Origin of the sequence: Roseibium porphyridii, assembly GCF_026191725.2 — a bacterium.
In the GTDB taxonomy this organism is placed as follows: domain Bacteria; phylum Pseudomonadota; class Alphaproteobacteria; order Rhizobiales; family Stappiaceae; genus Roseibium; species Roseibium porphyridii.
The window spans coordinates 2,583,341-2,609,229 of record NZ_CP120863.1 but is presented as its reverse complement, the minus strand read 5'-3'; the positions used below and the strand labels follow the sequence as shown (position 1 = coordinate 2,609,229).

28 protein-coding genes are annotated in these 25,889 nt (G+C 55.4%); 12 read left to right on the top strand and 16 right to left on the bottom strand.

Annotated elements, in window-relative coordinates:
• Positions 1-11: 11 nt before the first annotated feature.
• Entirely contained in the window at positions 12-2,111 is a 2,100-nt protein-coding gene (locus tag K1718_RS12210) for a C1 family peptidase (RefSeq protein ID WP_152501176.1), read from the bottom strand.
• A 456-nt stretch (positions 2,112-2,567) separates the two neighbouring features.
• On the opposite strand from K1718_RS12210, the gene K1718_RS12205 reads away from it, so the two are divergent.
• Positions 2,568-2,789, top strand: coding sequence for a DM13 domain-containing protein (locus K1718_RS12205; RefSeq protein ID WP_285806070.1), 222 nt, complete (start codon positions 2,568-2,570; stop codon positions 2,787-2,789).
• A 58-nt stretch (positions 2,790-2,847) separates the two neighbouring features.
• Here K1718_RS12205 and K1718_RS12200 read toward each other — a convergent pair whose 3' ends face one another.
• The gene (locus K1718_RS12200; protein WP_265684595.1) at positions 2,848-3,186 is read right to left on the bottom strand and encodes a hypothetical protein; all 339 of its coding nucleotides are present in this window, start codon (positions 3,184-3,186) and stop codon (positions 2,848-2,850) included.
• A 271-nt stretch (positions 3,187-3,457) separates the two neighbouring features.
• Positions 3,458-4,843, bottom strand: coding sequence for a homospermidine synthase (locus K1718_RS12195; RefSeq protein ID WP_265684594.1), 1,386 nt, complete (start codon positions 4,841-4,843; stop codon positions 3,458-3,460).
• Between K1718_RS12195 and K1718_RS12190 the strand changes: the two genes are divergently transcribed.
• Together K1718_RS12190 and K1718_RS12185 are read left to right on the top strand one after the other, a co-directional pair.
• Entirely contained in the window at positions 4,776-5,180 is a 405-nt protein-coding gene (locus K1718_RS12190) for a hypothetical protein (RefSeq protein WP_285806089.1), read from the top strand. The genes K1718_RS12195 and K1718_RS12190 overlap by 68 nt on opposite strands.
• A gap of 51 nt (positions 5,181-5,231) precedes the next feature.
• Positions 5,232-6,011 carry a hypothetical protein gene (locus K1718_RS12185; RefSeq protein ID WP_265684592.1) on the top strand — a complete coding sequence of 260 codons (780 nt, stop codon included), beginning with the start codon at positions 5,232-5,234 and terminating at the stop codon, positions 6,009-6,011.
• Between the two features lie 200 nt (positions 6,012-6,211).
• Here K1718_RS12185 and K1718_RS12180 read toward each other — a convergent pair whose 3' ends face one another.
• Together K1718_RS12180 and K1718_RS12175 are read right to left on the bottom strand one after the other, a co-directional pair.
• Positions 6,212-7,342, bottom strand: a complete 1,131-nt coding sequence (locus tag K1718_RS12180) for a type III PLP-dependent enzyme (RefSeq protein ID WP_265684591.1) — start codon at positions 7,340-7,342, stop codon at positions 6,212-6,214.
• Positions 7,343-7,854: 512 nt separating this feature from the next.
• Entirely contained in the window at positions 7,855-8,745 is an 891-nt protein-coding gene (locus K1718_RS12175) for a LysR family transcriptional regulator (RefSeq protein WP_152501169.1), read from the bottom strand.
• 103 nt (positions 8,746-8,848) lie between these two features.
• On the opposite strand from K1718_RS12175, the gene K1718_RS12170 reads away from it, so the two are divergent.
• From K1718_RS12170 to K1718_RS12160, 3 genes are all read left to right on the top strand, one after another.
• Positions 8,849-9,139, top strand: coding sequence for a putative quinol monooxygenase (locus K1718_RS12170; RefSeq protein ID WP_152501168.1), 291 nt, complete (start codon positions 8,849-8,851; stop codon positions 9,137-9,139).
• 122 nt (positions 9,140-9,261) lie between these two features.
• Positions 9,262-9,816: a thioredoxin family protein gene (locus K1718_RS12165; RefSeq protein ID WP_265684590.1), complete on the top strand. Its 555-nt coding sequence runs from the start codon at positions 9,262-9,264 to the stop codon at positions 9,814-9,816.
• Positions 9,817-9,820: 4 nt separating this feature from the next.
• Complete coding sequence (locus K1718_RS12160; protein ID WP_265684589.1) at positions 9,821-10,201, top strand: VOC family protein; 381 nt, start codon at positions 9,821-9,823, stop codon at positions 10,199-10,201.
• 30 nt (positions 10,202-10,231) lie between these two features.
• Here the strand turns inward: K1718_RS12160 and K1718_RS12155 are convergent, their stop codons facing one another.
• Positions 10,232-11,884, bottom strand: a complete 1,653-nt coding sequence (locus tag K1718_RS12155; RefSeq protein WP_265684588.1) for an FAD-binding oxidoreductase — start codon at positions 11,882-11,884, stop codon at positions 10,232-10,234.
• A 67-nt stretch (positions 11,885-11,951) separates the two neighbouring features.
• On the bottom strand, positions 11,952-12,560 hold the full coding sequence (locus tag K1718_RS12150) for a glutathione S-transferase family protein (RefSeq protein ID WP_265684692.1): 609 nt from the start codon (positions 12,558-12,560) through the stop codon (positions 11,952-11,954).
• Between the two features lie 178 nt (positions 12,561-12,738).
• Between K1718_RS12150 and K1718_RS12145 the strand changes: the two genes are divergently transcribed.
• The gene (locus K1718_RS12145; RefSeq protein ID WP_152501163.1) at positions 12,739-13,635 is read left to right on the top strand and encodes a LysR family transcriptional regulator; all 897 of its coding nucleotides are present in this window, start codon (positions 12,739-12,741) and stop codon (positions 13,633-13,635) included.
• On the opposite strand, the gene K1718_RS12140 is transcribed toward K1718_RS12145, so the two are convergent.
• The gene (locus K1718_RS12140; protein ID WP_265684587.1) at positions 13,613-15,241 is read right to left on the bottom strand and encodes a HAMP domain-containing sensor histidine kinase; all 1,629 of its coding nucleotides are present in this window, start codon (positions 15,239-15,241) and stop codon (positions 13,613-13,615) included. The genes K1718_RS12145 and K1718_RS12140 overlap by 23 nt on opposite strands.
• Positions 15,242-15,250: 9 nt before the next feature.
• Positions 15,251-15,961, bottom strand: coding sequence for a response regulator transcription factor (locus K1718_RS12135; RefSeq protein WP_265684586.1), 711 nt, complete (start codon positions 15,959-15,961; stop codon positions 15,251-15,253).
• Between the two features lie 542 nt (positions 15,962-16,503).
• Here K1718_RS12135 and K1718_RS12130 point away from each other — a divergent pair.
• Positions 16,504-17,088, top strand: a complete 585-nt coding sequence (locus tag K1718_RS12130; RefSeq protein ID WP_265684585.1) for a YceI family protein — start codon at positions 16,504-16,506, stop codon at positions 17,086-17,088.
• Positions 17,089-17,108: 20 nt separating this feature from the next.
• Here K1718_RS12130 and K1718_RS12125 read toward each other — a convergent pair whose 3' ends face one another.
• The gene (locus K1718_RS12125; protein WP_265684584.1) at positions 17,109-18,110 is read right to left on the bottom strand and encodes a hypothetical protein; all 1,002 of its coding nucleotides are present in this window, start codon (positions 18,108-18,110) and stop codon (positions 17,109-17,111) included.
• Positions 18,111-18,283: 173 nt separating this feature from the next.
• Complete coding sequence (locus tag K1718_RS12120) at positions 18,284-19,252, bottom strand: EF-hand domain-containing protein (protein ID WP_265684583.1); 969 nt, start codon at positions 19,250-19,252, stop codon at positions 18,284-18,286.
• A gap of 228 nt (positions 19,253-19,480) precedes the next feature.
• On the opposite strand from K1718_RS12120, the gene K1718_RS12115 reads away from it, so the two are divergent.
• Entirely contained in the window at positions 19,481-20,209 is a 729-nt protein-coding gene (locus tag K1718_RS12115) for a response regulator (protein ID WP_152501158.1), read from the top strand.
• A complete protein-coding gene (locus K1718_RS12110) occupies positions 20,206-21,654 on the top strand; it encodes an ATP-binding protein (RefSeq protein WP_265684582.1) in 1,449 nt (482 codons plus the stop codon). The genes K1718_RS12115 and K1718_RS12110 overlap by 4 nt, the downstream gene beginning before the upstream one ends.
• Before the next feature lie 48 nt (positions 21,655-21,702).
• Here K1718_RS12110 and K1718_RS12105 read toward each other — a convergent pair whose 3' ends face one another.
• Genes K1718_RS12105 through K1718_RS12090 form a run of 4 tightly spaced genes read right to left on the bottom strand, consistent with a single transcriptional unit; the run spans position 21,703 to position 23,730 of the window.
• Positions 21,703-22,125 carry a (R)-mandelonitrile lyase gene (locus K1718_RS12105; RefSeq protein WP_152501156.1) on the bottom strand — a complete coding sequence of 141 codons (423 nt, stop codon included), beginning with the start codon at positions 22,123-22,125 and terminating at the stop codon, positions 21,703-21,705.
• Between the two features lie 29 nt (positions 22,126-22,154).
• Entirely contained in the window at positions 22,155-23,042 is an 888-nt protein-coding gene (locus tag K1718_RS12100; RefSeq protein ID WP_265684581.1) for a DMT family transporter, read from the bottom strand.
• Positions 23,043-23,056: 14 nt separating this feature from the next.
• The gene (locus K1718_RS12095; protein ID WP_265684580.1) at positions 23,057-23,401 is read right to left on the bottom strand and encodes an antibiotic biosynthesis monooxygenase family protein; all 345 of its coding nucleotides are present in this window, start codon (positions 23,399-23,401) and stop codon (positions 23,057-23,059) included.
• Complete coding sequence (locus K1718_RS12090) at positions 23,398-23,730, bottom strand: NIPSNAP family protein (RefSeq protein WP_152504251.1); 333 nt, start codon at positions 23,728-23,730, stop codon at positions 23,398-23,400. Before K1718_RS12090 ends, K1718_RS12095 begins: the two co-directional genes overlap by 4 nt.
• A 93-nt stretch (positions 23,731-23,823) precedes the next feature.
• Here K1718_RS12090 and K1718_RS12085 point away from each other — a divergent pair, with 93 nt between their 5' ends.
• Entirely contained in the window at positions 23,824-24,513 is a 690-nt protein-coding gene (locus K1718_RS12085; RefSeq protein WP_265684579.1) for an ArsR/SmtB family transcription factor, read from the top strand.
• Positions 24,514-24,677: 164 nt separating this feature from the next.
• A complete protein-coding gene (locus tag K1718_RS12080; protein ID WP_265684578.1) occupies positions 24,678-25,319 on the top strand; it encodes a LysE family translocator in 642 nt (213 codons plus the stop codon).
• A 114-nt stretch (positions 25,320-25,433) separates the two neighbouring features.
• Here the strand turns inward: K1718_RS12080 and K1718_RS12075 are convergent, their stop codons facing one another.
• Positions 25,434-25,589: a hypothetical protein gene (locus tag K1718_RS12075; protein WP_173005979.1), complete on the bottom strand. Its 156-nt coding sequence runs from the start codon at positions 25,587-25,589 to the stop codon at positions 25,434-25,436.
• Between the last annotated feature and the right edge of the window lie 300 nt (positions 25,590-25,889).

Sequence of the window (25,889 nt, the reverse complement as noted above, 5' to 3'; positions counted from 1 at the left end):
CTCCCTTTGCTCTAAAAAGAATGGGTGGCCAAATCCTTGATGATAACTTTCGGTTCAGCGCCGAGAATGCGCCTCAGCATCTCAGTGTTTATCGCGATGTCGTTGTCGAATGATCCGTGACGGACGGGAATTTCAGCGAGGCCGTTCGTGGTTTCGCGGTCTTCAAGAACGCTGAAGGAAGCGTTGATGCGCTTTAATTGCGCAACCCAATCTTCTGCGGATTTCCTGGTAACCCCTGCAAAAATGTCCTTCTCGAAGGCTTCCTTGAACCTGTCTTTCAAGGCCCATTCCAGACCCAGCAGCGGCGTCTTGTGGTCATCCTCAAGCGCCCGGCTGACCAGATAGAGGATGGATTTACCGTAGAGCTGTTCCTTTCCGACGAAATCAGCCCGCTCCAACTCGTCATTCAAGAGGTCGACATGAAGGCCGCCATCCGCGATGACGTGTTTCTCGGTGGTGTGTCCATAGTAGCGACCTGCAAAAGCAATGGTGCATGCAGGAGCCCAAAGCGTCACCGTTCTGACGGGCGGCTTTTTCTTGTCGCCAAGTTTTCGCTGTCTGAGGTCTTCCAGGAAGTGGCCGAGCCAGATCGACCCGGCGGAGTGTCCAACCATATGCAGCTCAAGGTCAGGAAAGTCGTTCAGGAGGGCGCGCACATGTTTGCTGACCTGGCGGATCGCGCCCTCGCCGAGTGCTGCAGAAGCGGCGTTCTGCTTCATCTGGCCCCAGACCGCCCGGCCCACCAATTGACGGGCCGCAAGTTCGAATGTCCTGTCCCGCTTCTCCTTCAAGACATCGAACAGACCTTCGCTTCCGGCACGTCCCGGCCCTTCCGAGAGGTCTGTGGCAAACCGCCTGAAGTGATCTTCGCCGATGAACTTCAGGCTTTCAGCCAGCCCCGTTTTCCAGACGAAGAACACGGGAGCAATCCCGTTGGCCTCAAAACAGGGCCCGAGCTTTTGCGCATGCCTGATCGCTCGGTCTTCCCCGGTCAGGCCGCCATGAGCAAAAAAGACGAGTTTGCGCGCCTTATTGTCCTCCAGCAGCTGCCTGACGTTTTTGAACACAACGGTCAGTCCGTCATGCGCGTCGGCTGCTTCTGGCAATCGGCGCAGAAGCCGACCGTCATTGCCGCTCACAACCGAGTGACGATAGGTCTTTGCCTCGCTCCATCTAGTGACTGTTTCCAGGCCGGTCTCAGATGAACTGCCGCTTGTCTGTTCAGACACCGGAAGGTTGGCAAGTGGGGCACTGGGTTTGACGACAGCGACCTGATCAACCTCAACCGGCGCACCGACGACCGCGACCCATGCATCAAAACCGTTGTCCACCCAATCCTTGTAGGGCAACAGTCCAAAGCCCTTGTAACCCCAGTCCGGCCCCCAGGAATTCTGTACGATGAAGCCGTAACGGTTGTAGCCAACCAGCGCAAAGGCATGACCGCCAGTCGTCTTGTCGCTGGTTCGTTGAATGACCGCCTTCTGCAACGAAGCGCACTTTTTGAGGCTCCAACCGTCATGAACCTTGGCGGAGGCATAGATTGCGTGGGTTTCAACGATTGCAGCCTGCATGTCTGCTATCGAGCGCGAATCCACGCGGTAATATGCGCCCAGTGGACGTTCGATGGCGTCAATTTCCCAACCGTCCTTGGGCGGCACAAACTTGTTGTCGTCATAGGGAAACAGGTCTTTCTTGCAGACACCATGTTTGTGCCAGCCTTTCATGGCTCCTCGGCAACTCGACCCGCTGTAGTCTTCGCCGTCCCACTCGTCGTAGAGTTTGGCATTGTTGTAGAGCATACGCTCACTCACCAGGTGAGGCTTTTCCGCAGCTCTGCCACGCTCGGTTTCCACAAGGTAGCGTTCCCAGAAGACATAGTTGATCACAGCCGCCAGGCCGAACCCGGTGCACGCACCTTCCGAGCCCTGGTTCAATATGTATCCGTCTTCGAGAAATCTCGGCAGAAATTGATCCGCCAGATCTTCCGGCGGATATTGTGGTGGCAGGAACGTTAAAGGCGGACGATAGGGACGATCCCTGAAATCAACCCGGTCGGGTCTTACATCGAGGCCGCGAAGTGTTCCAGAAAATGAATGCTTGACCGATGCCATTACCGATCACCGAAAGTAGTGTAAAAACAAATAAGCTACTTGAGCAGACTAGATCACCTCAAAGACAATCAGCAACCTTTGATAAATAAAATCTCAAAATACAATCTTTTCCTCAACGTCAGGTAGAGCTGAGACCCAAGCCATATCACCTGATCCTCGCCCTGATGTGACGTTGGTTGACCAAATGGGGCCTTCAATCGAAAAGCCCGAAGCGCCACCTCATCAAACAGCGGCGGGAACATCCATCTGCGCCGACAAAACTCGCACTTGATGAAAAGGAACATGTCCCATGTTGAACCGTCGGCACTTCTTGTCACTGTCAGCCGGCCTGGCAGTGGCCACAGCCACCACATCTCTTCCCGCTCTTGCGCAGGACCGCACCAGATCCGGGCGCTTTAAGGGAAAGAGCCATCATGTGACGACGGGCACGCGGAGCTGTCCGGCAGCCGCGTCGTCTTGCAGAGGGATTTTACCTTTGATGGTGCCCCGGACGCCCGCATTGGACTTGGACGGAACGGGCGATACGATCCAGATACGGATCTCGGCGCGTTGAAGAAGTTGAAGGGTCAGCAATCCTACCGGTTGCGCGGTGGTATCGATGTATCCAAATACAACGAAGTCTATGTATGGTGTCGCAAATTCAACGTTCCGCTCGGTGTTGCGAAACTTGGCGGTTAAGGCGGTCAGCGGAAGTGTTTCCCATTTTACCGGGAACACTTCCGCAAAAAGCCTGACATTAGCGTGCTCGGTCCTTCGAAGCTGGTGCTGGTACGGAAGCATTGCGACTGAAAACCACAAAGGCCGCCTGTGCCGCAAGGATCGCGGCAACAACTGAAGCCAGACCAATTCCAAGGTCTGCAGTTTCAGAAAATGGCAATCGGAATGCGAAGTCAAAAATCTCGATGAAGCTCGCGGTGAAGGCAATGAAAAGACCGCCCGCAATCAGAAGCACACCTCCGTCTCCAGACCGGCTTTCTGACTGAAAAGACTTCGACGCAAGGAAATAACCGAGGACAGCTGCCGAGAAGACAACGGTCGTCAGCAGCAAAATCCCCAAGGTAACGAACATACTCATGGCCCAACCTTTCAACGTTTTGTTGGTGCCGTTCTTTCCGCCTACTTCGAGTTGGAAATCCCGACAGAAAAGATCGTATAGCGCCAGGCAAAATAGATCTGCGCCGCGCGGCAGTTGGGAACCAATTGTGGCAATTTCCGGTTTGGAGAAGTTATTTGGTCTGCCGCAAATCATTAAATTTACGAAAGAAATCTGACCCGTTCCTCCATCCCCGACAGGCGGACGAGGTACCCGCGCTCGACAGGAACCCCGCAATCCATCCCAAGACCTTCTATCGAACCAGAATGTTCCGAAACTGCCACGGGTCGCTCGGATCAATATCTTCGGGAAAGAAACCCGGTCTGTTATCGAGCGGCGTCCAGTCGGTGTAGTACCCTTTGACTGGACCAAGATAGGGAAGCTGGATTTCGAGGCATCGCTTGTAGTCCATCTCATCGGTTTCAACGATACCGGACTGCGGATTTTTCAGAGCCCAGACCATGCCGGCAATCACCGCAGACGTAACCTGCAAACCGGTAGCATTCTGGTTAGGCGCCAGTTTACGCGTCTCCTCTACCGACAGCTGGGAACCGTACCAATAGGCGTTTTTCTTGTGCCCATACAGCAAAACGCCAAGCTCATCGATCCCATCCTGAAGTTCATTCACTTCAAGGACATGCAGTTTGTCCTGGATCTTGCCCGATGCACCAAACAGCTCATGGAGCGACAACACCGCATCATTTGCAGGGTGATAGGCATAGTGACAGGTTGGCCGGTAGCTGACCCTTTTGCCGTTCTCGAGCGTGAAATAATCGGCAATCGAAATGGACTCGTTGTGTGTCACCAGGTAGCCGAACTGTGCTCCTGGCGTAGGGCACCAGGTTCTCACCCTCGTATTGGCACCCGGTTGTTCCAGATAGATGGCCGCATTGCAGCCCTTCTTGTGGCTTTTGGCGTTTTTCGGCTTCCAGGTCTCATGCGTTCCCCAGCCGAGTTCTGCCGGCTGAAACCCTTCTGACAGGAACCCTTCTACAGACCAGGTGTTCCAGAATGTGTTCGCCGGCTTCGGTTGCTTTGCGCGTTGCGTGTCGCGTTCGGCGATGTGAATGCCTTTGACCCCGGTCTTTTTCATCAATTTCGCCCAGTCTTTCTTCGACTTGGGTTCCTTGAATTTCACGCCGGTTTCAGTGGCCACATCGACAAGAGCCTTTTTGACGAGCCAGGACACCATCCCCGGGTTTGCACCACAGCAGGAGACGGCGGTCGTTCCGCCAGGTTTCTTTTTCTTTTCCCGGCGCACGGTTTCGCGCAAGGCATAGTTGGTGCGATCGGCTGCCGTCGCAGTGTCGTCGAAATAAAAGCCGGGCCACGGCTCAACTACCGTATCGATATAGAGCACCCCAAGCTTGCGACACAGCTTCATAAGATCGAGCGATGAGGTATCGACGGACAGGTTGACCACAAATCCCTGTCCCTCGCCTTCGCTCAGCAACGGTGTCAGAACATCTTTGTAGTTCTTCGGTGTCAGTGCCGTCTTCTGAAACTTGTAGCCACGATCTGTTACCAGTTTGGCGTCTGTATCCACCGGGTCAATCACCGTGAGCCGGGTCTTGTCGAATTTGAAATGCCGCTCGATCAAGGGCAGCGTTCCCTTGCCGATCGAGCCTAACCCTATCATCACCACAGGGCCTGTGATGGTTGCATGTACCGGCCAGCTTTTGGTGGCCGCCGCCCGTGGGGAAACTTTTTTAGCAACTGTCTTTCGAGGCGCAGCTTTGGTTGCGGACGGTTTTCCTGCAGCTGTTTTCTTCGCTTCAGCCGGTTTTGCGGCAGCTTGCTTGGTGTTTGCGGGCTTTGCCGCAGCTGGCCTGGTGCGTCCCGGCTTGGCGGCAGCTGGTCTGGTATTTGTTGGTTTGGCAGCAGACGGCTTGGTCGCCGCTGGCTTTGCGCTGGCTGGTTTCGCAGTCCGTGATTGTGCGGTTGCTGTTTTTGCTGCGGCAGGCTTTGTAGCCTGAGGTTTTCTGGCAGCTGCCACTTTTGCAACGCTCTCTTTTGTCGCTGCAGCTTTGGCTGTACCGGTTGCCTTTGATGAAGCGGTCCGCGCTTTTGCAGCCCTAGTTGCCGTTGCAGCCTTTGTCGCGGCTGGTTTTGCCACTGCAGGCTTGGTTGCCGCTGGCTTGGCGGCTGCAGGCTTTTTCTGTGCACTCGACTTGGCAGTATTTGACTTCGCCTGCGCAGGCTGCCTGGCAGCGGTCGTACCGGCGGCACTTGCACGTGTTCCGGAAGCTTTGCTCGCTGCTGTCTTTGGTGATGCGGGCTTTGCTGCAGCAGGCTTTCGGCCAGCACCAGTCTTCGAGGCACTTGTTTTGGAAGCGTTAGGCTTGCCTGCACCGCCTGCCTTAGGACCAGAAGCAGCTTTTGTGCCTGGTGCTTTCGGCGCAGCTGCGGCTTTCCTGGTTGTGGCTGGCTTCGCAGCTGCAGCCTTCGCACCGGCAGCTCTGGATGACGGCGCTTTTGATGCAGCAGTTGGTTTTGTGGAAGCCTGTCTGGCAGGTTGCTTTGCAGCCGCCGTCTTTGCGCTTTGCTTGGCACTGGAGGCTTTGGCTGCTGCAGGTTTGCGCGCAGCGGGTTTATTTGTAGCCGCCTTGTCGGTAGCTGTTTTGGTTGACCGAGTTTTTGCTGCAGCCGTACGCCGCGCAGCAGGTTTGGCGGCAGTTTTGGCAGTCCGGCTTTTCGGGGCGCCGCCTTTGGTATCATCGGTCATATTCAAAACTCCAAATTTCTACGTTTCGTCACAGCGTTGTGTCAGCAACATCAGACGAGAACGTGGCAAAGAAGCGCACTGATTGCACCTTTCTCAAGACTTGACGGTTTTTCCCTGAAATTACAAGTCTTAAACGCATCTTTTTGGGCAAGCACAGCCCACGCCGACCGGTATGGCTGACGAGAACGCGGGTCATGTACATTTGATGGGAAACAGCACGGCCTCCTCTGCGGCGATAGATGGAGAGACCGTGCTGTTGAAGAAATGCGCTGCTGAAGTCAGTCAGATAACAAAGGACGCAAGCGGTGCGAAACCGTTAAAGCCGACTGAGGAATATGTCGTGGTGTAGGCTCCGCAGGCTTCGATCAGGACCTTGTCGCCAATGGAAAGGCTGACCGGCAGCTCATAGGGGTCTTTTTCGTAGAGAACATCAACGCTGTCACAGGTCGGACCTGCAAGAACGCAAGGCGTGGTCCGGTCACCGTCACGCGGGGTCCGGATTGGATACCGGATGGCCTCGTCCATAGTCTCGGCCAGACCGTGGAACTTGCCGATGTCCAGATAGACCCAGCGAATTTCGTCCTGTGCCGACTTTCGCGAAATCAGAACAACTTCTGCCTCGATCATACCGGCATTGCCGACCATGCCCCTGCCCGGTTCAATGATTGTCGAAGGCAGACGGTTGCCAAAGTGTTTTGTCAGCGCATGAAAGATGGCATCGCCATAGCTTGGAACGCCGGGAACATCCTTCAGGTAACGGGTGGGAAAACCGCCACCCATATTGACCATCTTTAGCTCGACACCACGATGCGCCATTTCCCCAAAGACCCCTGCCGCCATGGCGAGAGCGAAATCCCATGCGCTGAGGTTCGCTTGCTGGGAACCGACATGGAAGGAGACACCATGGGCCTGAAGACCGAGCCTGTGTGCATGTTCGAGCACGTCCGGGGCCATCTCAGGGTCGCAGCCGAACTTGCGGGACAATGGCCACTCAGCTCCCGCTCCGTCGCACAGGACGCGGCAGAACACTTTTGAGCCCGGGGCAACGCGGGCGATTTTTTCCACTTCTTCGACGCAGTCAACGGCAAAGAGCCGGACACCGTGTTGGTAAGCGCGCGCAATGTCCTTCTCCTTCTTGATGGTGTTGCCGTAGGAAATACGTTCAGATGCAGCACCTGTTGCCAGGACCATTTCAATCTCGCCGACAGACGCACAGTCAAAAGACGATCCGAGGCTTTCCAGCAACGACAGAATTTCCGGTGCAGGGTTGGCCTTGACCGCGTAGTAGACAGAGGTGTCGGGCAATGACTTGGCAAAGGCCTGAAAGTTTTCCCGCACGATATCAAGGTCAACAACCACACAAGGTCCGTCGTCTTCGCGTCGTCGCAGAAAATCGCGGATGCGCTCACTCATTGGGGGCTCCCCTTTCAATCAAGGCTGCAGAAACGCGCAATCTTCCAGCGCACCGCAGGTTCACGTCGCAGGGTGCTGCGTGACGCACCGGGCCTCCTCCGGGATGGAACCGGAGGCCGGGTTGGACGCAGCGACGGTTGGGCAGCGCAACTGAAAACAGTGCATTGCTTTCCCGCGTCGGGAATGCCGTTGATTGGATCGGAAGTACCGAGCCGCACGTCGGGCAATGATGTAACAAGTGCCTCTTCAGTGACACCGGAGATTGGAAACCCCGGCCGAGACCAAAAAAGCCCTCTTACGTCGTTGCTTTAAGCCGTCCGGATCTTGTCTGCCCCGCCCCTTGGCGGTTTTCCTGGCAGTGACCCCTTAAGAGATGTCCTGTTTCAGCATCCCATGAACGGCCTCGGGCACGTGCGAATTTGGGCGGGGCGTATATGCGCCCGTTTGCTTTTCAGCGCAAGCGGAAATTTGAAATTCCAGAAAAAAGATTGCGCTTTCGTTTCCCGCTTGCCCTAGTCAAAGGTCTTGAAGCAGGTCGCAAGATACTCAGCAAAGACTTTCACCCGGTGAGGCTGCGAACGCCCGGGAGGAAAGAGCATTTGAAGCGGTTGCTTTGGTGTTTTGTGCTCTGGCAACAGCCGGACAAGCCTGCCGGATCGGATGTCACTCATAACGTCAAACTCAGACTTTAGCATGATGCCACGGCCCTCCAGACCCCATTGGCGCACGAGAGCTCCGTCATTGGCTATGAGCGAGCCATCGACACGCACCGACTGCTTTCCATCTCCGGAGATGAACTTCCAGACATTGTCTGTCGATTGACCGAAACGCATGAGGATGCACGCATGTTGCTGCAGATCACGCGGTGTCTCCGGTGCCCCATTTCTTGCAATATAGGATGGTGACGCGCAAACAAGCCTCGGCTTTGCCGGCAGTGCGCGGACGCGCAATGTGCTGTCTCCGATTTCACCAAACCGGACCGCCAGATCAATGCCGAGACCTACGATATCTGCATATCCGTCTGAAAGATGCAGGTCGATGGATATGCCGGGATGCTCTGCCTGAAAGGCGGCGATAGCTTCTGAAACAAGTGTCCGGCCGAGGTCGAGCGGTGCACTCAAACGGATAAGTCCGGAAAGGTTTTGAGCTCCCAGTCTTATGCGGCCATCAAGATCGGCCGCTTCGTCCAGAAGTTGGCGCGCGCCAAGCATGAGCGTGCGGCCTTCTTCGGTCAGACTTAAGGAGCGTGTTGTTCTGTTGAGCAAGGCGACGCCGTAATGCGTTTCCAATGCGGAAAGACGCTCCGATACGGTCGTTGGCGACAAGCCAGTTTGTCTTGCCGCCGCGGCAAGGCTGCCATTCTCAACGATCTTCACGAACAGGGCGATGTTATCGAGTAGCATTATTCGGCATTTCCGGATTATGAAATCGAGAAATGCCTCTTTATCCGTAAATGTCAAGTGATTAGGTTGTCGATACCGACGAACACCAAACAGGAGATCAACAGTGTCCCGACTGACAATTGTCGCCAATATCAAGGCAAACCCGGATCAAATTGACCTGGTGAAAGCCGAGTTGCTGAAACTGATCGAAATTACCCGCGCCGAAGCGGGTTGCATCAACTACGACCTGCATCAGGACAACGAAAATCCCGCACATTTTCTCTTTTACGAGAACTGGGAAAGCCGTGAGCTGTGGCAGACACACATGAATGCGCCGCATCTTGCCGCTTACATGAAGGCAACAGAAGGCGCGGTTGCCGATTTCACGCTCAACGAAATGACCGTGATCGGCTAAAGCCGAAATGACGTCTTGTACAGGGATAACCAGAAGCGCGCGGCCTCCGGTCCCTGTGCAGGCCAACGTGTCTTCAGGTGGAAATTTCTGTGCTATGTACCTGCGATCTAATGGAGGACTTCATGGCTGCGCTTTCTCCCCCGGTTTGCGATTTCAATTGGCCTGCCCCGACATTCGAGTTGCCGGGCACTGATGGCAAAACATATCGGCTCGATGACCTGAAGGGTGAAAATGGCACGCTTGTCATGTTCATTTGCAACCATTGTCCATTCGTGCTCGCGATACTCGACAAGATCGTGCGCGATACTCAGGACCTAAAGGCACTAGGCATCGGGATTGCCGCAATCTGTTCAAACGATCCCGTCGCCTATCCGCAAGACAATTTTGCCAACATGAAAAGGCTCACGGAAACTCGAGCCTTTCCCTTCCCGTATCTGCACGATGAGAGCCAAGCCATTGCCCAGGCTTATGGTGCGGTTTGCACACCCGACTTTTTCGGTTTCGACAAAAGCCTTGGGCTGCAATATCGCGGCCGTCTGGACGCAACACGCATGAATGTCGCGGACATTGACATGCGACGAGACCTTTTTGAAGCAATGAAACAGGTCGCTGAAACTGGAACCGGTCCGCTTGAGCAGATCCCTTCGATTGGTTGCTCCATCAAATGGAAACACTAACGCCATGCAGATCGAAAAGCTCGACCACGTCAACTTGAGAACGAAGCAACTCCAGACAATGGTTGCCTGGTACGAAAACGTTCTGGGACTGAAGTCCGGTTCCCGGCCCGATTTCCCCTTTCCTGGGGCCTGGCTCTATGCGGGCAGTCAGGCGGTCATTCACCTCGTTGAAATTGAAGGCGATCCTGCGGTTGGCTCCGAAAAGGAGCTGAAACTGGAGCATTTCGCATTTACCGCAACAGGCCTTGCGGAATTCGAACAACGTCTAAAGGAAAGCGGTGAAGAATACCGCCGCTCTGGACCACCAGGCCTTGATCTGGTCGCCTTCAATCTTTGGGACCCGGACGGCAACCACATTCACGTGGACTTTCTCTCCAACGGTTGAGCCGCCCAAGCAACTTCAAGGCTTCCGATGTTAAAAGGCTTCTGTGTGGATCAGCGCTTCAGGCACTCCCATAAGTTCGAGTTCAGCCTGGATCCCGGCCAGAAAGGCAGCTGGCCCGCAGAGCAGATAATGCGCGTCATTTCGGGCTACAAGCGACTTCAAAGCCTCTCCTGAAATACGCCCTTCAACATCGTAGTCGCGCCCCTGTTCGTCACCATCCTTCGGCCTGCTGTAAAACGTCAACGTCGAAACGTTGCTGCTCTCCGTGGAAATCTGCTCGACATCGCGTTTGAACGGATGATGTGCGCCATCGCGAGCCCCGTGAACGAACCAGACTGCTCGGTTGTCGCCGCTAACTGCCAGCGACTGCACCATGCTGAGCATAGGAGTGATACCGATCCCGGCACTCACCAGAACAACTGGCTTGCTATCATCCGGCAGTAAAAAATCACCTGCGGGTTTCCGGCTTTCAAGGATGGTTCCCGGTTGCAAGGCATCATGCAGGAACCGTGAAGCTAGGCCGTTGCTCTCCCGTTTCACAGATATTCGATAGTGCCTGCCGTTCGACGAATTCGACAGCGAGTAAGTTCGCTGGACCTTTTCGTCAAAGCCCGGGATTCTCAGTTCAATGGGAAGATGTTGACCGGCTTTAAAGGGCTCAAGAGTGCCACCATCGCGTGCCTCAAACAGGAACGACACAACGTCTTCGCTTTCCCGGTGTTTTTCAATCAAACGCAAAGATCGGGCATTTTCCGCTTCCGCCTGCCAACGAAGCCTCAAAGCCGCAGTCGTTTCAACAACATCCTCGATGTCCAGAGTGACAAGTTGGCGGGCCCCGGCAAAACGGCGTACTTCGTCGGATTCGAAATCAATCGTTGCACGCCCTGTCAATTGCAGCAGGCTCCCGCTTGCGAAATCCAGAAACAGAAAGCCCGCGCGACCGTCCTGCACGATGTTGCCAAGCGTGTTGTAAAACCTGTTTCCCGCATAATCGGGGAAGCGGATTGTCCGATCGCCGAGCACCTCCACAAAACCTTTTTCGCCGCCCCGGTGGGAAGCATCCATCCCAAAGGCCGGATCTTCGCCGTCGCCCTGGTATCCCGTCGCAATAAAAAACGTGTCGGCGGTCCGGATCCAGCCGATTTGCGACGATGTCAGACCCTCGCCGCGCTGAACCTTGGTCTCCAGCGGACCTTCGTGCCACCAGTACGACCGCTCACGGATGTATTGCGGACAATTGCCGAATGACTGACCAACAACGAAGTTCAGATGCCCTGCCTTGTCTCCGACAACACGTCCATTGACCCTATTGCGGCGACGGGTGGCCAACTCAATACCCAGAATTCCGATATCTGTTCCTGCTTTGAGGGTATCTGCCAGCGGATCCCCAGGAGATGGCAAGGCATCAATATCAAGGCGAGTTGCCTCCGGTGACGCGACGAACCCTGTGCCGCCCTCCAGAACACTCGCCCAGGGGCGGCCTTGCCGGTCTCTTGCGGAGACTATCAAAAACGGTTGAGCTTCAAAGAATTCGCGGTGCTGGTCGGGCATATGGTTCCGAATGGCCCCTTTGGCCCAGCGCTCGATATCACGCTCCCCCATATGCTCCTGTACCTGCTGCTCGCCCTTGTGAAAGGGAGACCGTCCGGTGTCGGCGGCAATGCCGATATCAGTCTTAAGCATCCAATTATCTCCCTCACTTTGAACAAAGGACCGGTCACCCGGTTGAGAGTGACCGGAAGTCCTGCTGTCAGGCAGCCAGGCCAACCTTGGTTGCTGGCATCGCCACGAAACCCGGCAGGTTTTCAATGCGCTTCAGGAGCGCTCTAACGGCGGGGTAAGGATCGAGAGACACGTTGCCTTCCGGAGCATGTGCCACGTAACTGTACATCGCCACATCGGCAATTGTCGGACGGTTGCCGACAAGCCAGTCACGACCAGCCAGTTGGTTCTCCAGGAAGCTGAGCGCCTGTGCGGACACTTCTTTTGCGCGCTCAGGATCAAGCGGCACACCGAAGACGGTGATCAGACGCGCCGCACAAGGCCCTGCAGCCAATTCGCCAGCGGCAAACGACAGGAATTTTTGAATTTCGGCTTCCTCGACCGCATCAGTCGGCAACCATTCGGGTGCGTATTTGCGAGCGAGATAAACAAGGATTGAATTTGAATCGGCAAGCACAGCATCGCCATCCTCAATGACCGGGACCTTACCGGCCGGATTGAGCTTCAAAAATGGTTCCTGTTTGTGCTCGCCACCTGCCAGATCAACATCAACCAGCTCATGCTTGATGCCTGTCAGATTGCAGAACAGCTCAACCCGATGGCAGTGCCCGGACAATGGAAAGCGGTGAATTTTGATAGAATTGGACATGATCATACCCTTGCGATCTTGAACCTCCTGCGGTTGCCGACCTTGATGCCGGGCCGCTGATCGCAATATGCCAATTCTCCTATATGGAAATAATCCTCAATCTTGTTCAATAATTATGTACAAAGTGGCGACAATAATACCTGTCGCTCCAATCAAGAGGCAGATCATGGACAAGATTGAAACGATTCGAGCTTTTGTGGCGGTGGCTCAGGAGGGCTCGTTTACGGCCGCAGGTCGCCGCCTCGGGCTATCGACAAAACTGGTCAGCAAATATGTTCGACATCTGGAGGGCCAACTCAGAACCCAGCTCTTCAATCGGACCACACGCAGCGTTTCGCTGACCGATGTCGGAACGGCCTATCTGGAGCGAAGCCGCCCGATCCTGGAGCAGATCGATGATCTGGACTCCCTCGTCAGCGAACGCCAGAGCGCCCTAGCCGGCCCGATCCGGCTCACCGCACCAACAGGCTTCGGAAGCACCAAGTTGACGGAAGCGCTGGTGCCTTTCCTGAACACGCATCCTGAAGTCGAGCTCGATATGTATTTGACGGACAACCGAGTGGCGGTGGTTGAAGAAGGGCTGGATCTGGCAATTCGCATCAGCACACTCCGGGACTCCACTCTGATCGCACGAAAACTGTCCGATATGCCCCTGGTCATGTGCGCCTCGCCGAATTACCTGGAACAACATGGCCGGCCCCAACATCCGAAAGCTCTGCAAACGCATGTCTGTCTGGTCGACAACAACCAACAGGACCTGAACACCTGGCGTTTTTACACCAATGGCCAGGAACAGACCGTCCGGCTAAGTGGTGCTGTCAGGGCCAATGCCCCCAGAGCACTGGCCGCGCTGGCAATTGGAGGTTTGGGAATAACACGCGCTCCGCTCTATGCAGTCGAAGAGGCGTTTCAGGAGGGGAAGCTGGAAAGAGTGCTGCCTGACTTTGCGACGGAGAATTTCGGGGTGTATGCCCTCTACCCGCCCAACAGGCACCTGACACGCAGAGTGCGTGCATTGATAGATCATCTTGCAGGCGAGTTCAGCTCTCGTTGGACGATTTGATTGGGCGTGCCCTTGGCGGAAACCAGATTTCGAAACATGCCCCTTGCACTTGTGGGCCAAGACGTATCGTTGCGCCATGCGCCTTGAGAAGGGCCTGAACAATCCCGAGGCCCATACCGGTGCCCCCGCTGTCGCGCCGGGTTGTGAAGAACAGGTCGAAAACCTGTTCGGCGTTCCCTGACGAAATACCCTTCCCGTTGTCGCTGACACTTACCTTGAGCCCATTCCCCACAGCTTGCGGTGTGACAACCACACGATCCGCACCATGCTGATGGGCATTGTCAATAAGATTTGAGAAAACGATCCGGGCGTTTTCCGCAGACATGGGCAGGTCTGCGTTTCCTTCGCAATCAATCGCGAAACCTTCGGTTTTTGACTGTATCTCGGCGAGAACCATCTGAAGACGCGAGTCTCCTCCAATCTCGACACTGTCGGCGCGTGCCAGGTCTCGGAGCCTGTTCAACAACAAAGATGCACGCTCGGTATCGCGGAGAATATTCTTCAGGAACCTCTTTCGATCTTCGTCGCTCAGACCATCGCTGTCTGCCAGCAGTTCCGCTGCACCCTGGATGGCCGTCAACGGAGACTTCAGTTCGTGGGTGACATGATTGGCGAAAGTGTTGATGTAGTCATTGCGATCAAACAGCTTGCGCGACATGTCGAGCATGCTTTCAGATAAAGCATGGATTTCCCGGTTACCGTGGATTTTCAACGGCTTCAGTGCTTCGCGATCTCCCGTGCCGATCCTCAGCGAACGGTGTGTCAGCGCCTTGATCGGGCCTGAAATTGCGCGCGCAAAAATATAGCCGACAACAAAGGTTGCTCCGAGAATGAAGACCGACACCCAGAACACGGTTTCGCGTTTCCAGAACATTTCCTTCAATATGTTGCTCGGTGTTCGCGAGGCGTAGACAACCCCTGCGACCCTATCGTTCACAACAATCGGCAGTGCGATAAAAACACGAACGCTTGTGCCGCGACTGATGGAATAGATCGGCTGTGGATTTTCAACGGCGCGCTCTCTGAGAACACTGGCATAATTCCCTTCCAAGGCCGATCGCACCTCGGCGACATGCGCAAGGGACTGGCCAAGTTCATCCCGGCCGGCAATGACGGTTCCATGGACGTCCAGAACACGAAATCCGGCAAGCGTCAGTTTTTGAGTGTTCTCAAGAATTGGCCCCAGTTCCGTTCCCACAAGTGCTGTCCTTGAATGCACTTCTGCCTGTGGTGCCAGTGGCTTGGGACGTCTTGGCAGCACCCGCGTCTTGTTCAGGTCAAGGAGCGGCAATTGAGGTGTCCAGTTGCCACCCGGCTGACGAGCGGATGCACCTTTATCGTAGGAAGAGGTACCCGAGCGCTCAACCACCGGGCCCAGTGGCAAATCGGCGCCACCAACTTGTTCCAGACGCTGTGCCGCCACGGACGCAATGGCCGCCGATTGCGCGATCAATTCGGCTTCTGTGGTCTGGACGAGCTGGTTTTCATAGACCCTGAAAAACGCAATGCCGGCAAAAGGCACAAGCAACATGATGCAGAGAACGACTGCCACCACCAAAAAAAGCGGTGGGCGCCATTTGTCTCTGAAGGCACACGATAGCAGCATTGACGGATCTTATCCGGGCCGAGCGGAGCAGTTGCCGAGGCGAAATCCGACCCCGTGAACGGTTTCAATCGCATCTGAGCACCCGGCGTCGTTCAGTTTGGCCCTGATGTTTCGAATGTGACTGTCGATCGTTCGGTCCGAGACGTGAATATTGTCCTTGTAGGCACTTTCCAGAATACGCTCACGGGTAAAAACGATCTTGGGGCGGCTCAACAACGCTGCCAGAATATCGAACTCAATGGCTGTGAGGCCGACGTTGGCTTCGCTCACTGTAACCAGGCGCTGATCCTTTTCCAGCAGGACAATGCCGTGCGACAGCGACGTCTCCGACAGTTCAGTTTCCTGAGTTGTAACTCCGTAGCGCTTTAAAATGGCACCTACCCTGGCAATCAATTCGCGTGGGCTGAAAGGTTTGGTGACATAGTCATCGGCACCGAGTTCCAGACCGACAATCCGATCTATTTCATCATCGCGCGCGGAAAGAAACAGGATCGGCACATCCGTGCTCCGCCGCAAGTGTCGACAGACCTCCAGCCCGTCCATTTCAGGCAGACCGATATCCAGGACAATCAGCGCAGGGTCCAGAAGGCTGGTCTTGTCAATCGCCTCCTTGCCGTCAGCTGCCGTCTCGAATGCATAGGAAGCTTTTTGAAGCGCGAAACAGATCACTTCACGAATATTGGGGTCATCGTCGACGACAAGAATGGTTTTGCTGGGCAAAATTGACTTCCCGAAAAAGATATTTCCGCAATAGGCAGCAGAACAATTACAAATAACTGAGGCAAGATCAGGTTTCCAGCCACCAGCCGTCTCGGCGCAGGCCGCGTGGGAGTGTTTTGTCTATAGCCTGGTCGTTTTGAAAAACCGGACAGACGGCCGACGGGGTAAGGTTGCCACCGCGCGATCGCCAACCTGGCCGGCGAACATAAGGTCGTTCGATTGAAAATGGGGCAAATGAAGTGGTCTTTGAAGCTGGATGTCTCATGGGTCCAGATTGGCGACTTAAACTGCAGGCCCCACTGAGAGGATGTGCAGATTTTGCGCATTTGTCACCAATCGGGCAATGTTGGGCAAATTCGCCAGGCACACGCCATGATTTGTCGGCCCAGGGCCCCGATGTAACAGATCGCAGGTCTGTAAACGCTACCCGGTATTTTCTGCCCGAGCCCTCACCACAAGTGAGCGTTCCTTTGGCATTGTCGTGATGACAAAACGCGCTAGCTCTCTTTGGAACCGAAGGCCGGAGCCCTTGAGAGGACGCAATGACGAGACTGCTTGGAAGCCTGTTTGCCCTTTCGATCGCTGCAACACCTGCTCTTGCAGAGCCGCATCGCTATGAGCTCGACCCGGAGCACACGACAATCGTCTTCATGGTCGATCATCTGGGCTATGCCGACACGCTTGGCGTGTTCTTGGATTTCGCGGGCGGGTTCAGCTACGACATGGAGACGCAGACGCTCACTGACGTAGAAATCACCGTCAATACCAAGAGCGTTGAATCGTTCAATGAAGCCCGAGACAATCACGTTCGGAACAAGGATTTTCTGAACGTGGAAAAGTTCCCGGTCATGACATTTACCGCATCCGAAGGCACCCCCACCAGCGATACCACCGGCACCGTTGAGGGCGAGCTTGAACTGCTTGGGCAAAAGCATCCGCTAAAACTTGAGGTGACCCTCAACAAGGCAGCGAACTACCCGTTTGGGCACAGCCGCTTCACGCTTGGCATCAGCGCTCGCGGAACGGTCATCCGCAGCCAATATGGAATGAACTATGCGGTCGACAACGGATTTGTTGGCGATGAAGTCAATCTGATCATCGAGACAGAAGCCATGCGAATGGAATGAGCGACTGACCGGTCATGCGGTCAAATCGCCTTGTCCATCAGCGGCTTCAAAAGAGGATGAATATTCGGGCTTTCCTCGCGGATGAACCGCAGCAGGGATTTCTCGTTTTCGTGCAAGACGCCGTCCTGGCCTATTCGCGTCACCAGCCAGGAAGCCTCTTCTTCCGTAACGATTTCGTTCCGCGCGATTTCCTCTTCAATCGCAGCGCCTCGCTCGGCATATGCCGACGGCTTGCTCTCATGTGCATCGAGCACACCGCCAAGGCCTCCGCCAATCATTTTCTTGAAAAAACCGCCAAGCCCGCCGTCAAAACCACCCGGTGTCTCAAGCCAGTTTTCACGAGCAAGAGCAACATCCCGGGAAGGCGGTGTGAAACCGGACATGGCCATCATGTAGTTGGCAACGGCTTTCACGAAGAGTTCTGACCAAGCCGGGGCATTGTCAGCTTCAACGGTCGCGTCGTTCAACTCGAACAGGATTTCAGCTTCAGCCCTGGATATGGCCGAGCCGCGGCTGCCGGATCCTGCATAAAGCACTCTGCGCAACAGCTCGACCTCGGCATCTCCGATAACACCCGGTCTCAATTGCTCTCCTGAACGCGTAGCACCTTTGCCGGTCAAGACACTGTCTTTGACCGTGTTTAGTGCAAACAATTCAAGACTTTCAGGGACTTCACGCGCCTTCTCAAGCACATGCAATACGGCATCCAGTTCGGTTGCTGAACACACCTTGCCGTCTGCGGTGATTTGACCGATCAACCAATCGGCATTGTCATTTGAGACGTAACCCTGAGGACTGGCCTGATTGACGAGAATGTCGGCAATCGCTTCGGGAAAGAGCACAAACCATGCCTCGCAAAGATCGGGCGATGCGTTGTTCAGGTGAAAGAGTGAAGCACCTTCTTCCAGCGACACGGCCATATCGCCGTAGATGTATCTGCGCAACGTGACGACATCGTCTTCACTGACGCGTCTTTCCGCAATCTTTGCCGCAACGAAGTCGTTCAATCCTGGCTTGGCCATGGTGATCTCCCAATTCTGACGCGCGCACTATCACGGCAAAATCTTGAGATTCACGTAACACGGGCGAAAACAGTCAAAAGGGGGAGCCGCAATGGCGGCTCCCCCTCTGTCCCCCCGCGGGTGTGGGTAGGAAGTGCGGGGAAATGCTGTCAGGCCATTTGACCAGAAGCGGCTTATCCTCGCTGCTTTTTGCCGTGACCCCGACCTTTACCCTTCATTTTCTTGCCGCCTTTGAAGTCGGCTTTGGTGATCACGCCATCCTTGTTTCGGTCGGCGCGATCCATCAGTCGGTCAAGGCGCTTTCCATGCTCTTCGGCTGTGACACCGAGACTTCCGTCGGCATCAGCGCGCTGGAACATGTCGACGATGCGGTTCTCATTGACTGACATCCACATCGGACCAAAGTCTTCCAGCGTGAACGATCCGCTCCCGTTTGTGTCGGCAAGCGAAAACAATTCAGCACGCTGTGCATCGAAGTCTTCTCGGGTTACGGAACCATCGCCATCCGTGTCAAAGAGGCTCAGGAACATCCGACCGGGACCGCCCCGTCCGTGTCCGCCACGGCGTCCGCCGCGTTCACCGCGCTCGGCCCGTTGGCCGCCTTCGCCGGCATTCTGTCCCCGCTGACCGCGGACACGTTCAACCGTGCCGTTTCCATCGCGATCAAGCCGATTGAAAAGACGGTTGGCGGCTGCATCGTATTCTGCCTGTGTCACCGTACCGTCGCCGTCCGTATCCAGGAACTGGAACGCACGAACCATGCGATCATTCGACCGGGTCAGGAATTCTGCCTTGAATTCTTCCAGGCTGATCTCGCCGCTTCCATCGGTATCCGCTGCCGCGAAGTTCGCAGACCGGACTTCGGCGATCTCTTCAGCTGTAATGACGCCATCCTTGTCCACGTCAAAACGCTCAAACAGGCGTTCGGCACGTCGCTCACCCCCGCGATGACCCCGGCCCCAGCCGCGACCGCTTCGCTCACCCTTATGGGCCATGCGCTCGGCGACCGGCTGTTGAATTTCTTTGCCCCCGTCCCCCGATGCAGGGCCACTCTGGGCAGACGCAGACATGCCGGCGGTCAGCGCGGTGCCCGCGACGCTCGCAGCCAGGGCGGCAATTGCAATCTTCTTGAACGGTTTCATTCCAACAACTCCTTGTTCGTTGATGAGCCGAACGTAGGAAGCAATTGTCGCAGGAATACCCTTCTGGGCGGCTCGAAGTGTCGCCAAGTGTCCCGTTTGGCCCCTGCGACACACTTTGATACAAACTCGCCTCGCACGTGGGTGCGCTTGTTATTATTTAGGCTTTAGACACAATGAAGTGGCGGATGGACACCAAGTACAGAACCCGCCGCCAAGACGGAGACAAACGTGAGCGACCCGAGCCCGCATATTCTGGTGGTGGACGACCACCGCGACATTCGTGAAACGCTGGCCCGCTATCTGATCAAGAACGGCATGCGCGCAACGAGTGCGGAAAATGCTGCTCACGCGCGCAAGGCATTGAAAGCGGCATCAATTGACCTCGTCGTTCTGGACATCATGATGCCCGGCGAAGACGGGCTGTCACTGTGCCGGCACCTTGTGGAAACAGGGTCCTTGCCGGTGATCCTGCTGACAGCCATGGCCGACGACACGGATCGGGTCATTGGTCTGGAAATAGGCGCAGACGACTATGTCACCAAGCCGTTCAACCCTCGCGAACTTCTTGCCCGGATCCGGGCCGTGCTCAGGCGAACGTCGCTCGTTCCAAAGGAGCGCGATCCGATTGAACAGGAATTGCTGTCCTTCGACGGTTGGGCGCTCAATGTGTCCCGCCGTGAGCTGATGGACCCTGAGGGCGTGGCCGTTGCACTTTCAAGCGGTGAATTTCAGCTGCTCTGCGCGTTCTTGAAACGGCCGAAAATGGTGCTCAATCGCGACCAGCTGCTCGACCTCACCACGGGACGAACACCGGCAGTCTTCGACAGGTCCATCGACAACCAGGTGTCGCGTCTGCGCAGGAAAATAGAAACAGATCCGAAAGACCCGAAGCTGATCAAGACAGTCTGGGGCGGCGGCTATATGTTTACCGCTGAAGTCAAAGACGGAACCGCATGAGCGCTCCTCAACTCATAAAGACAACGCTCTATCGGCTATGGCCCAAATCAATTGCGGCGCAATTGATTGTACTGCTTCTGGCAGCCATCGTTGCTGCGCAGGCGCTCAGCGTCTGGATTTTCCATGATGAGCGCCGCATCACCATGGTTGCCGCTGCACGGGACAATCTTCTGTCGAGAGCGATCTCGATCGCAACGCTGCTTGAAGAAACACCTGAAGAGCTGCAACAGAAAATCCTGGATGCCAGCAGCAGCCGGTATGCCATTTTCTGGATCGGGGACACTCCGCTCGCTCCAAAGCCCGGTGCATCGCGGTTCGAACAGCGCTTGCAAGGCTACATCAGCAACAGGCTCGGGCACGATTATGTCGCGCATATCAACATACACGCGGACGAAAAGCGGGGACCGCGCGACCGTGCAAGGAATGACGACAGAAACCCAAGCTGGCGCGATGTTCCAAAAGGCGAAAGGCCGCCCAATCTCAAGCGGATCATGAACAAGCCTGAGGATCTTTCGCTTTCCATTCAGCAAGCTGATGGACGCTGGCTGAATGTCGCGACCAGTTATCGCCCTCCCAAGGGGGCAATCATACCGCTTTTGGTACAACTTGGCCTGACCGCTCTTGCCGCCGTTTTGATCATAGGGTTCGCGGTTCGCCGCGTTACGAGACCGCTGAAGGATCTGGCCGTATCAGCCGAGAAACTTGGCCGAGGTGAAGATCTCGAAGCGCTCCATCCCACAGGGCCGAAGGAAGTGCGTGCTCTCACCAGCTCTTTCAATGACATGCAGGATCGACTGACCCGCTTTGTCAAAGACCGGACCCGCATGCTGGCGGCCATCAGTCACGATCTCAGAACTCCCATCACATCGCTTCGGATCAGGGCCGAATTTATCGATGATGACGAGAACCGGGAAAAGATGATCGAGACACTGGAAGAAATGGCGGCGATGACGGAGGCCACGCTGCGCTTTGCCAAAGACGAGGCCAATGCAGAACCCGCTGAGAAGGCAGATCTTGGTGCAATGCTGGAGGCTCTGGCTAGTGACCAGGAAGATATGGGCAATGCCTGCAGCGTGAAGACCGACGGGACCATCATCCTGTCTTGCCGGCCCGTTGCAATGAAACGCGCGCTTAGGAATTTGATCGAAAACGGAAATCGTTACGGGGAAGCGGTAACAGTCAAAGCTGAGCAAAGCGGCAGCGATGTGATTGTTTCCATTCGCGACAAAGGACCCGGAATTCCGGAAGACAGGCTTAAAGATGTCTTCGAACCGTTTGTCAGGCTTGAAGAATCCCGAAGCGAGGAAACCGGAGGCATCGGCCTCGGCCTTGCCATCACCCGCTCGATCATCCATGCCCATGGCGGGACGATCAACTTGCGCAACCACCCCGAAGGCGGGCTGGTTGCCGAATTGCGGTTGCCTTTGGGAGAAGTGAGAAACTGACTAGGCCAAAATCCGCAGATTCAGTACGACCTTAAACCAGAGTTGACATTACCGCCGCGCTTCTATCCCGCCTGCGTATGTAGCGTCGTCGACTGCTTCCAGCCACTCGGCGACAGAACCGTCCAACTCTTCCTGAATGGCCAGATGTACCATCGTGGTGTTTGGTCCGGCTCCGTGCCAGTGCTTCACACCTGGTGGGATCCAGACGACGTCGCCCGGCAGTATCGACAGCTTTTCCTGTCCCCAGACATGGACGAACCCGGCACCTTCCAGAATGTGCAAAGTCTGTCCAAGCGGGTGGGTATGCCAGTGGGTGCGCGCCTTTGGTTCAAACGTCACTCTGAGTGCGCGGACCCGTGCCGGTGCAGGTGCTTCTATCACCGGATCCTGCCAGACAGAGCCGGTAAAATACTCTGGATTGGCACGTTTGGTCGGCCGGGAGCCGGCCTCAAAAACGGTTAGGACACTCATGACACCTCCTTACCTGGCGGCGGTACACTTCAACCGTTTCGCCTCTTCGGCCAGTTGATCAGAACCACCCCGAGAATGGCAAGGCAGATTCCGACAAAGGTCTCAATATCAAGCGTCTCAGAGAGAAACACGACCCCCAGAAAGACCCCGACGCCGGATCGCAGGTAGGCCTGACTGGCCGTTCCCATGGCTCCGAGTGTCGACAGAAGACGGAAATAGATCAGAAATGCCAGAGCCGTGCAGGCCGTGCCGAGGAAAATCGCAGCGCCAATGCCCATCAGGCTGGGCGCAAGTTGCCAGGGACTGTCCACAATCAGACTTGCAGGAACAAGCACCAGTGCCGAGCATAGAAGTGTCCCGCTGGCCGGAACGATAGGGTGCATACCGGCAAACAGTCTGCCGCGAAGAGCTGCAAATCCGTATAGCACCGCACTCAGGAGAACGGCCAGTTGCGGCAATAGATTCTGCCCCAGATCATCCAGTGCGCCTGTGCCAACAATGAGCACGATGCCCGCAAATCCAAGAAGTGCACCAGCCAATTGTCTGGCACCCGGCCGGTTTCCGCTTTGCAGCAACACAAACGAAAAGGCAAAGACCCAGAGCGGCGATGTTGAGTTCAAGACACTGGAAACCGCGGTACCGGCATATTGTTGCCCCCAGGCAAGCAACATCCACGGACCGGTGCTGTTGACCAGCGACTGAACCATGAACAAGCGCCAACTACGTGCATCCAAAGGCAATCGGATGCCCCAAAAGGCCATTATTGCCAACAAGATGACCGACGCGAGAGCAACGCGAATGGCAATCAGCGTCGTCGGCGGGATCGTTGGCAGCGCAAGAGCAATCCACATATAGGATGAGCCCCACAACAGGGCGAGACACCCCAAAAGGGTGTATTCAAGAGGGCGATTTTGCATGAGAGTATTTTGTTCTAGCCGTGGAGCGCACGGCTGTCGTCCGGTGCTTCGGACCGTTCTTCCATGCCGTAGTCCCGCAGCACATGTGCGACCCGAAGCCGGTAGTCTTTGAAGTAACTCCCCCTGCCCACTGCCTGTGCCTTGCGGTGTTGCGTCAACTGACGCCATTCGTTCAAGGCGGCTTCATCACGAAAGTAGGAAAGGGACAACAGTTTTTCAGGATTGGTCAGGCTCTGAAACCGCTCAACAGAGAGGAAACCGTCAATCTGTTCAACAAGTGGGCGCATTTCGGCCGCCACATCCAGATAAGCCTGCTGTTTGTCCGCATGCGGGATTACTTCGAAAATCACGGCAATCACTTTTTTGCTCCCTCGACGGCATGCGGTGCGGACGCCAGTTTCAGAAAGGTACGGTCTTCCCGCAAGATGAATTTTTCCGATTGGGCGAAAGCGTAGTTTTCCTGTCCCAGCGGATCGGCAGCGAGCCGGGCTCGATAAGCTTCGTAAGCCGCCAGGTTTTCGATAGAATAAACACCGTATGCAAGCGTTGACGAGCCTTCATGCGGCGCATAGTAGCCGATCAGATCAGCGCCACATCTGGGAATCGCCTGCCCCCAATTGCGTGCATAGGTATCAAAAGCAGTCCGCTTTGTCGGATCGATATGATAGCGGATGAAACATGTGATCATCATGAAGTCCTTTCCGGTGGTCGGTGGACCGGCTTTGTGCCATGTTGCATGACATCAATGCTTCGATGGAGATCGAACCATGAGGGGAAAATCGTGAAAGAAGGTCCGGACATTGCCCGCATTGGCGCACTGATAGGTGATCCCGCGCGTGCCAATATGCTGGGCGCACTCTTGAGCGGCAAGGCACTGACCGCCACGGAACTGGCAGCAGAAGCCGGTGTCACCGGTCAAACCGCAAGTTCCCACCTTAAAAAGCTGATGGAGGGCGGCTTGCTCTTGCAGGCCAAGCTAGGCAGGCACCGCTATTTCACGCTTGCCGGTCCTGAAGTCGGCGCCGTACTCGAAGCTGTGATGGGACTGGCCGCACGCAAGGGCCACTTGCGCACACGTACCGGACCAAAGGATCCGGCAATGCGAGCTGCAAGAGTTTGTTACGACCATCTGGCGGGCGATATGGCCGTGCGCATCTTCGACAGCCTGCAATCGCGTGACTTTCTGGCTATTGCCGGTGCAAAGGGCGGCTTTGGTCTGACCGAAAACGGAAGCAGTTTTGTCAGGGAGATCGGGATCGATCTCGACGCCTTGACCGCAAGTCGGCGGCCGCTCTGCAGAGTGTGCCTCGATTGGAGTGAGCGCCGAAACCATCTTGCCGGCAGTCTGGGCGCTGCCTTGTTGACCCACTTCATTGAGAAGGACTGGCTGCGCAGAGACCGAAACAGCCGAACAGTGCGGTTCTCGCCAAAGGGGCAAGCCGAGATTAGGCAGCTTTTCCCGGTGGACTAGACTTTTCAGGTCGTCAGCAAACTTGCCTCAGACCCAATCGACAAGATGGGGTCAATTCAGCCAATCACCCGAAAATGAGGCGGCACAGTTCGACCCAGCTCGAAACATTGCCTGCAATTGACCTCTTATGGTGTTCAGGTCGAACACCAAAAGGGAAGACAGTCGTGGAACAGATCTCTATCTACCTGCCAGGAATTCTGCTCGCCTATTCGGCGTTTTTACTGGCAATTGCCAGCCCGGGCCCAAACATTCTCGCAGTTCTTGGAACATCCATGAGCGCTGGCAGAAAGTCGGGCGTGTCATTGGCACTCGGTGTCGCAGCAGGATCTTTCACCTGGGCTGTCCTGACGGTGCTCGGACTATCCGCATTGCTCGCCGCCTACGCTTCTGCTCTGACGGTTATCAAAATATTTGGCGGAGCATACCTGCTCTGGCTCGCTTACAAGTCTTTGAAATCTGCAGCTTCACGCCATGACATTGAGACCCGAGAACTCGAAGGCGGCAAACGCACGCCCAGCGGATATTTCATACGCGGCTACATCATTCAGATGATGAACCCCAAAGCGGCATTGGCCTGGATCGCGATCATATCTCTTGGTCTGAAAGCCGATGCACCTTTCTGGGTCGGCGCAGTGATTGTTGTCGGAACCTTCATCATGTCCGCAGCAATACACACTCTTTATGCGCTGGCTTTTTCCAGCTCGACCATGATTTCCGTCTACAGCAAAGCTCGGCGCACGATACAGCTGCTGCTTGGTGGCTTCTTTGCCTTTGCAGGATTGAAGCTCCTGCTTAGCCGTAACTGAGCGTGCGCGCGACAACAAAAAACCCGGCAAAAGCCGGGTTTTGTCTAAAAGGTCGCGACGTTCGGGGCATAAGAACGCCGTGCGGTATTTTGTTATTCTTGGGGCCCGATCGGGTTAGGCCCGTTTTCTGGAGGCTCTGAAAACCTCCTGAACATTTGGCAGGGCTTCGCGCCATGAACGGTAGAGACGTGACGGCAACCACGGAAGGCGGTCCCGGTTATAGTCCTGGCGATGCCGAACCAACATGATTTTGGCCGTGTGCACGTTCATTATTCTTCTCCTTCTGCAGCTCGTTCAGTTTCGAAGCAGCTGCGTGATGAAATGAATAGTAGGTGCACACCGTGCACATTTCAAGAGTGCACTATGTGCATTTTCATTAAAAAAACGTCATTTTCTCAAGGATATTTAATTTACACGCAAAAATAACAGGCAAGTTGTAGTGGGCAGCTCGAATGTCTCGGATGTTGCCAGCACGTTTGCAAATTACAAGGAATTGGCAGGTCTGCGACGCGAAGGTCACCGGTACACCCGCTTTATAGAAACAGGCGGCAAAGTTCATTGCCGGTCTTT

What these genes read in the sequence shown, in the direction of transcription:
- K1718_RS12100 (WP_265684581.1), bottom strand. Translation starts at nt 23,042, where the DNA reads ATGCAAAATCGCCCTCTTGAATACACCCTTTTGGGGTGTCTCGCCCTG.
- K1718_RS12145 (WP_152501163.1), top strand. Translation starts at nt 12,739, where the DNA reads ATGGACAAGATTGAAACGATTCGAGCTTTTGTGGCGGTGGCTCAGGAG.
- K1718_RS12165 (WP_265684590.1), top strand. Translation starts at nt 9,262, where the DNA reads ATGGCTGCGCTTTCTCCCCCGGTTTGCGATTTCAATTGGCCTGCCCCG.
- K1718_RS12180 (WP_265684591.1), bottom strand. Translation starts at nt 7,342, where the DNA reads ATGAGTGAGCGCATCCGCGATTTTCTGCGACGACGCGAAGACGACGGA.
- K1718_RS12110 (WP_265684582.1), top strand. Translation starts at nt 20,206, where the DNA reads ATGAGCGCTCCTCAACTCATAAAGACAACGCTCTATCGGCTATGGCCC.
- K1718_RS12160 (WP_265684589.1), top strand. Translation starts at nt 9,821, where the DNA reads ATGCAGATCGAAAAGCTCGACCACGTCAACTTGAGAACGAAGCAACTC.
- K1718_RS12120 (WP_265684583.1), bottom strand. Translation starts at nt 19,252, where the DNA reads ATGAAACCGTTCAAGAAGATTGCAATTGCCGCCCTGGCTGCGAGCGTC.
- K1718_RS12175 (WP_152501169.1), bottom strand. Translation starts at nt 8,745, where the DNA reads ATGCTACTCGATAACATCGCCCTGTTCGTGAAGATCGTTGAGAATGGC.
- K1718_RS12075 (WP_173005979.1), bottom strand. Translation starts at nt 25,589, where the DNA reads ATGAACGTGCACACGGCCAAAATCATGTTGGTTCGGCATCGCCAGGAC.
- K1718_RS12155 (WP_265684588.1), bottom strand. Translation starts at nt 11,884, where the DNA reads ATGCTTAAGACTGATATCGGCATTGCCGCCGACACCGGACGGTCTCCC.
- K1718_RS12125 (WP_265684584.1), bottom strand. Translation starts at nt 18,110, where the DNA reads ATGGCCAAGCCAGGATTGAACGACTTCGTTGCGGCAAAGATTGCGGAA.
- K1718_RS12210 (WP_152501176.1), bottom strand. Translation starts at nt 2,111, where the DNA reads ATGGCATCGGTCAAGCATTCATTTTCTGGAACACTTCGCGGCCTCGAT.
- K1718_RS12195 (WP_265684594.1), bottom strand. Translation starts at nt 4,843, where the DNA reads ATGATAGGGTTAGGCTCGATCGGCAAGGGAACGCTGCCCTTGATCGAG.
- K1718_RS12130 (WP_265684585.1), top strand. Translation starts at nt 16,504, where the DNA reads ATGACGAGACTGCTTGGAAGCCTGTTTGCCCTTTCGATCGCTGCAACA.
- K1718_RS12200 (WP_265684595.1), bottom strand. Translation starts at nt 3,186, where the DNA reads ATGAGTATGTTCGTTACCTTGGGGATTTTGCTGCTGACGACCGTTGTC.
- K1718_RS12105 (WP_152501156.1), bottom strand. Translation starts at nt 22,125, where the DNA reads ATGAGTGTCCTAACCGTTTTTGAGGCCGGCTCCCGGCCGACCAAACGT.
- K1718_RS12140 (WP_265684587.1), bottom strand. Translation starts at nt 15,241, where the DNA reads ATGCTGCTATCGTGTGCCTTCAGAGACAAATGGCGCCCACCGCTTTTT.
- K1718_RS12090 (WP_152504251.1), bottom strand. Translation starts at nt 23,730, where the DNA reads ATGATCACATGTTTCATCCGCTATCATATCGATCCGACAAAGCGGACT.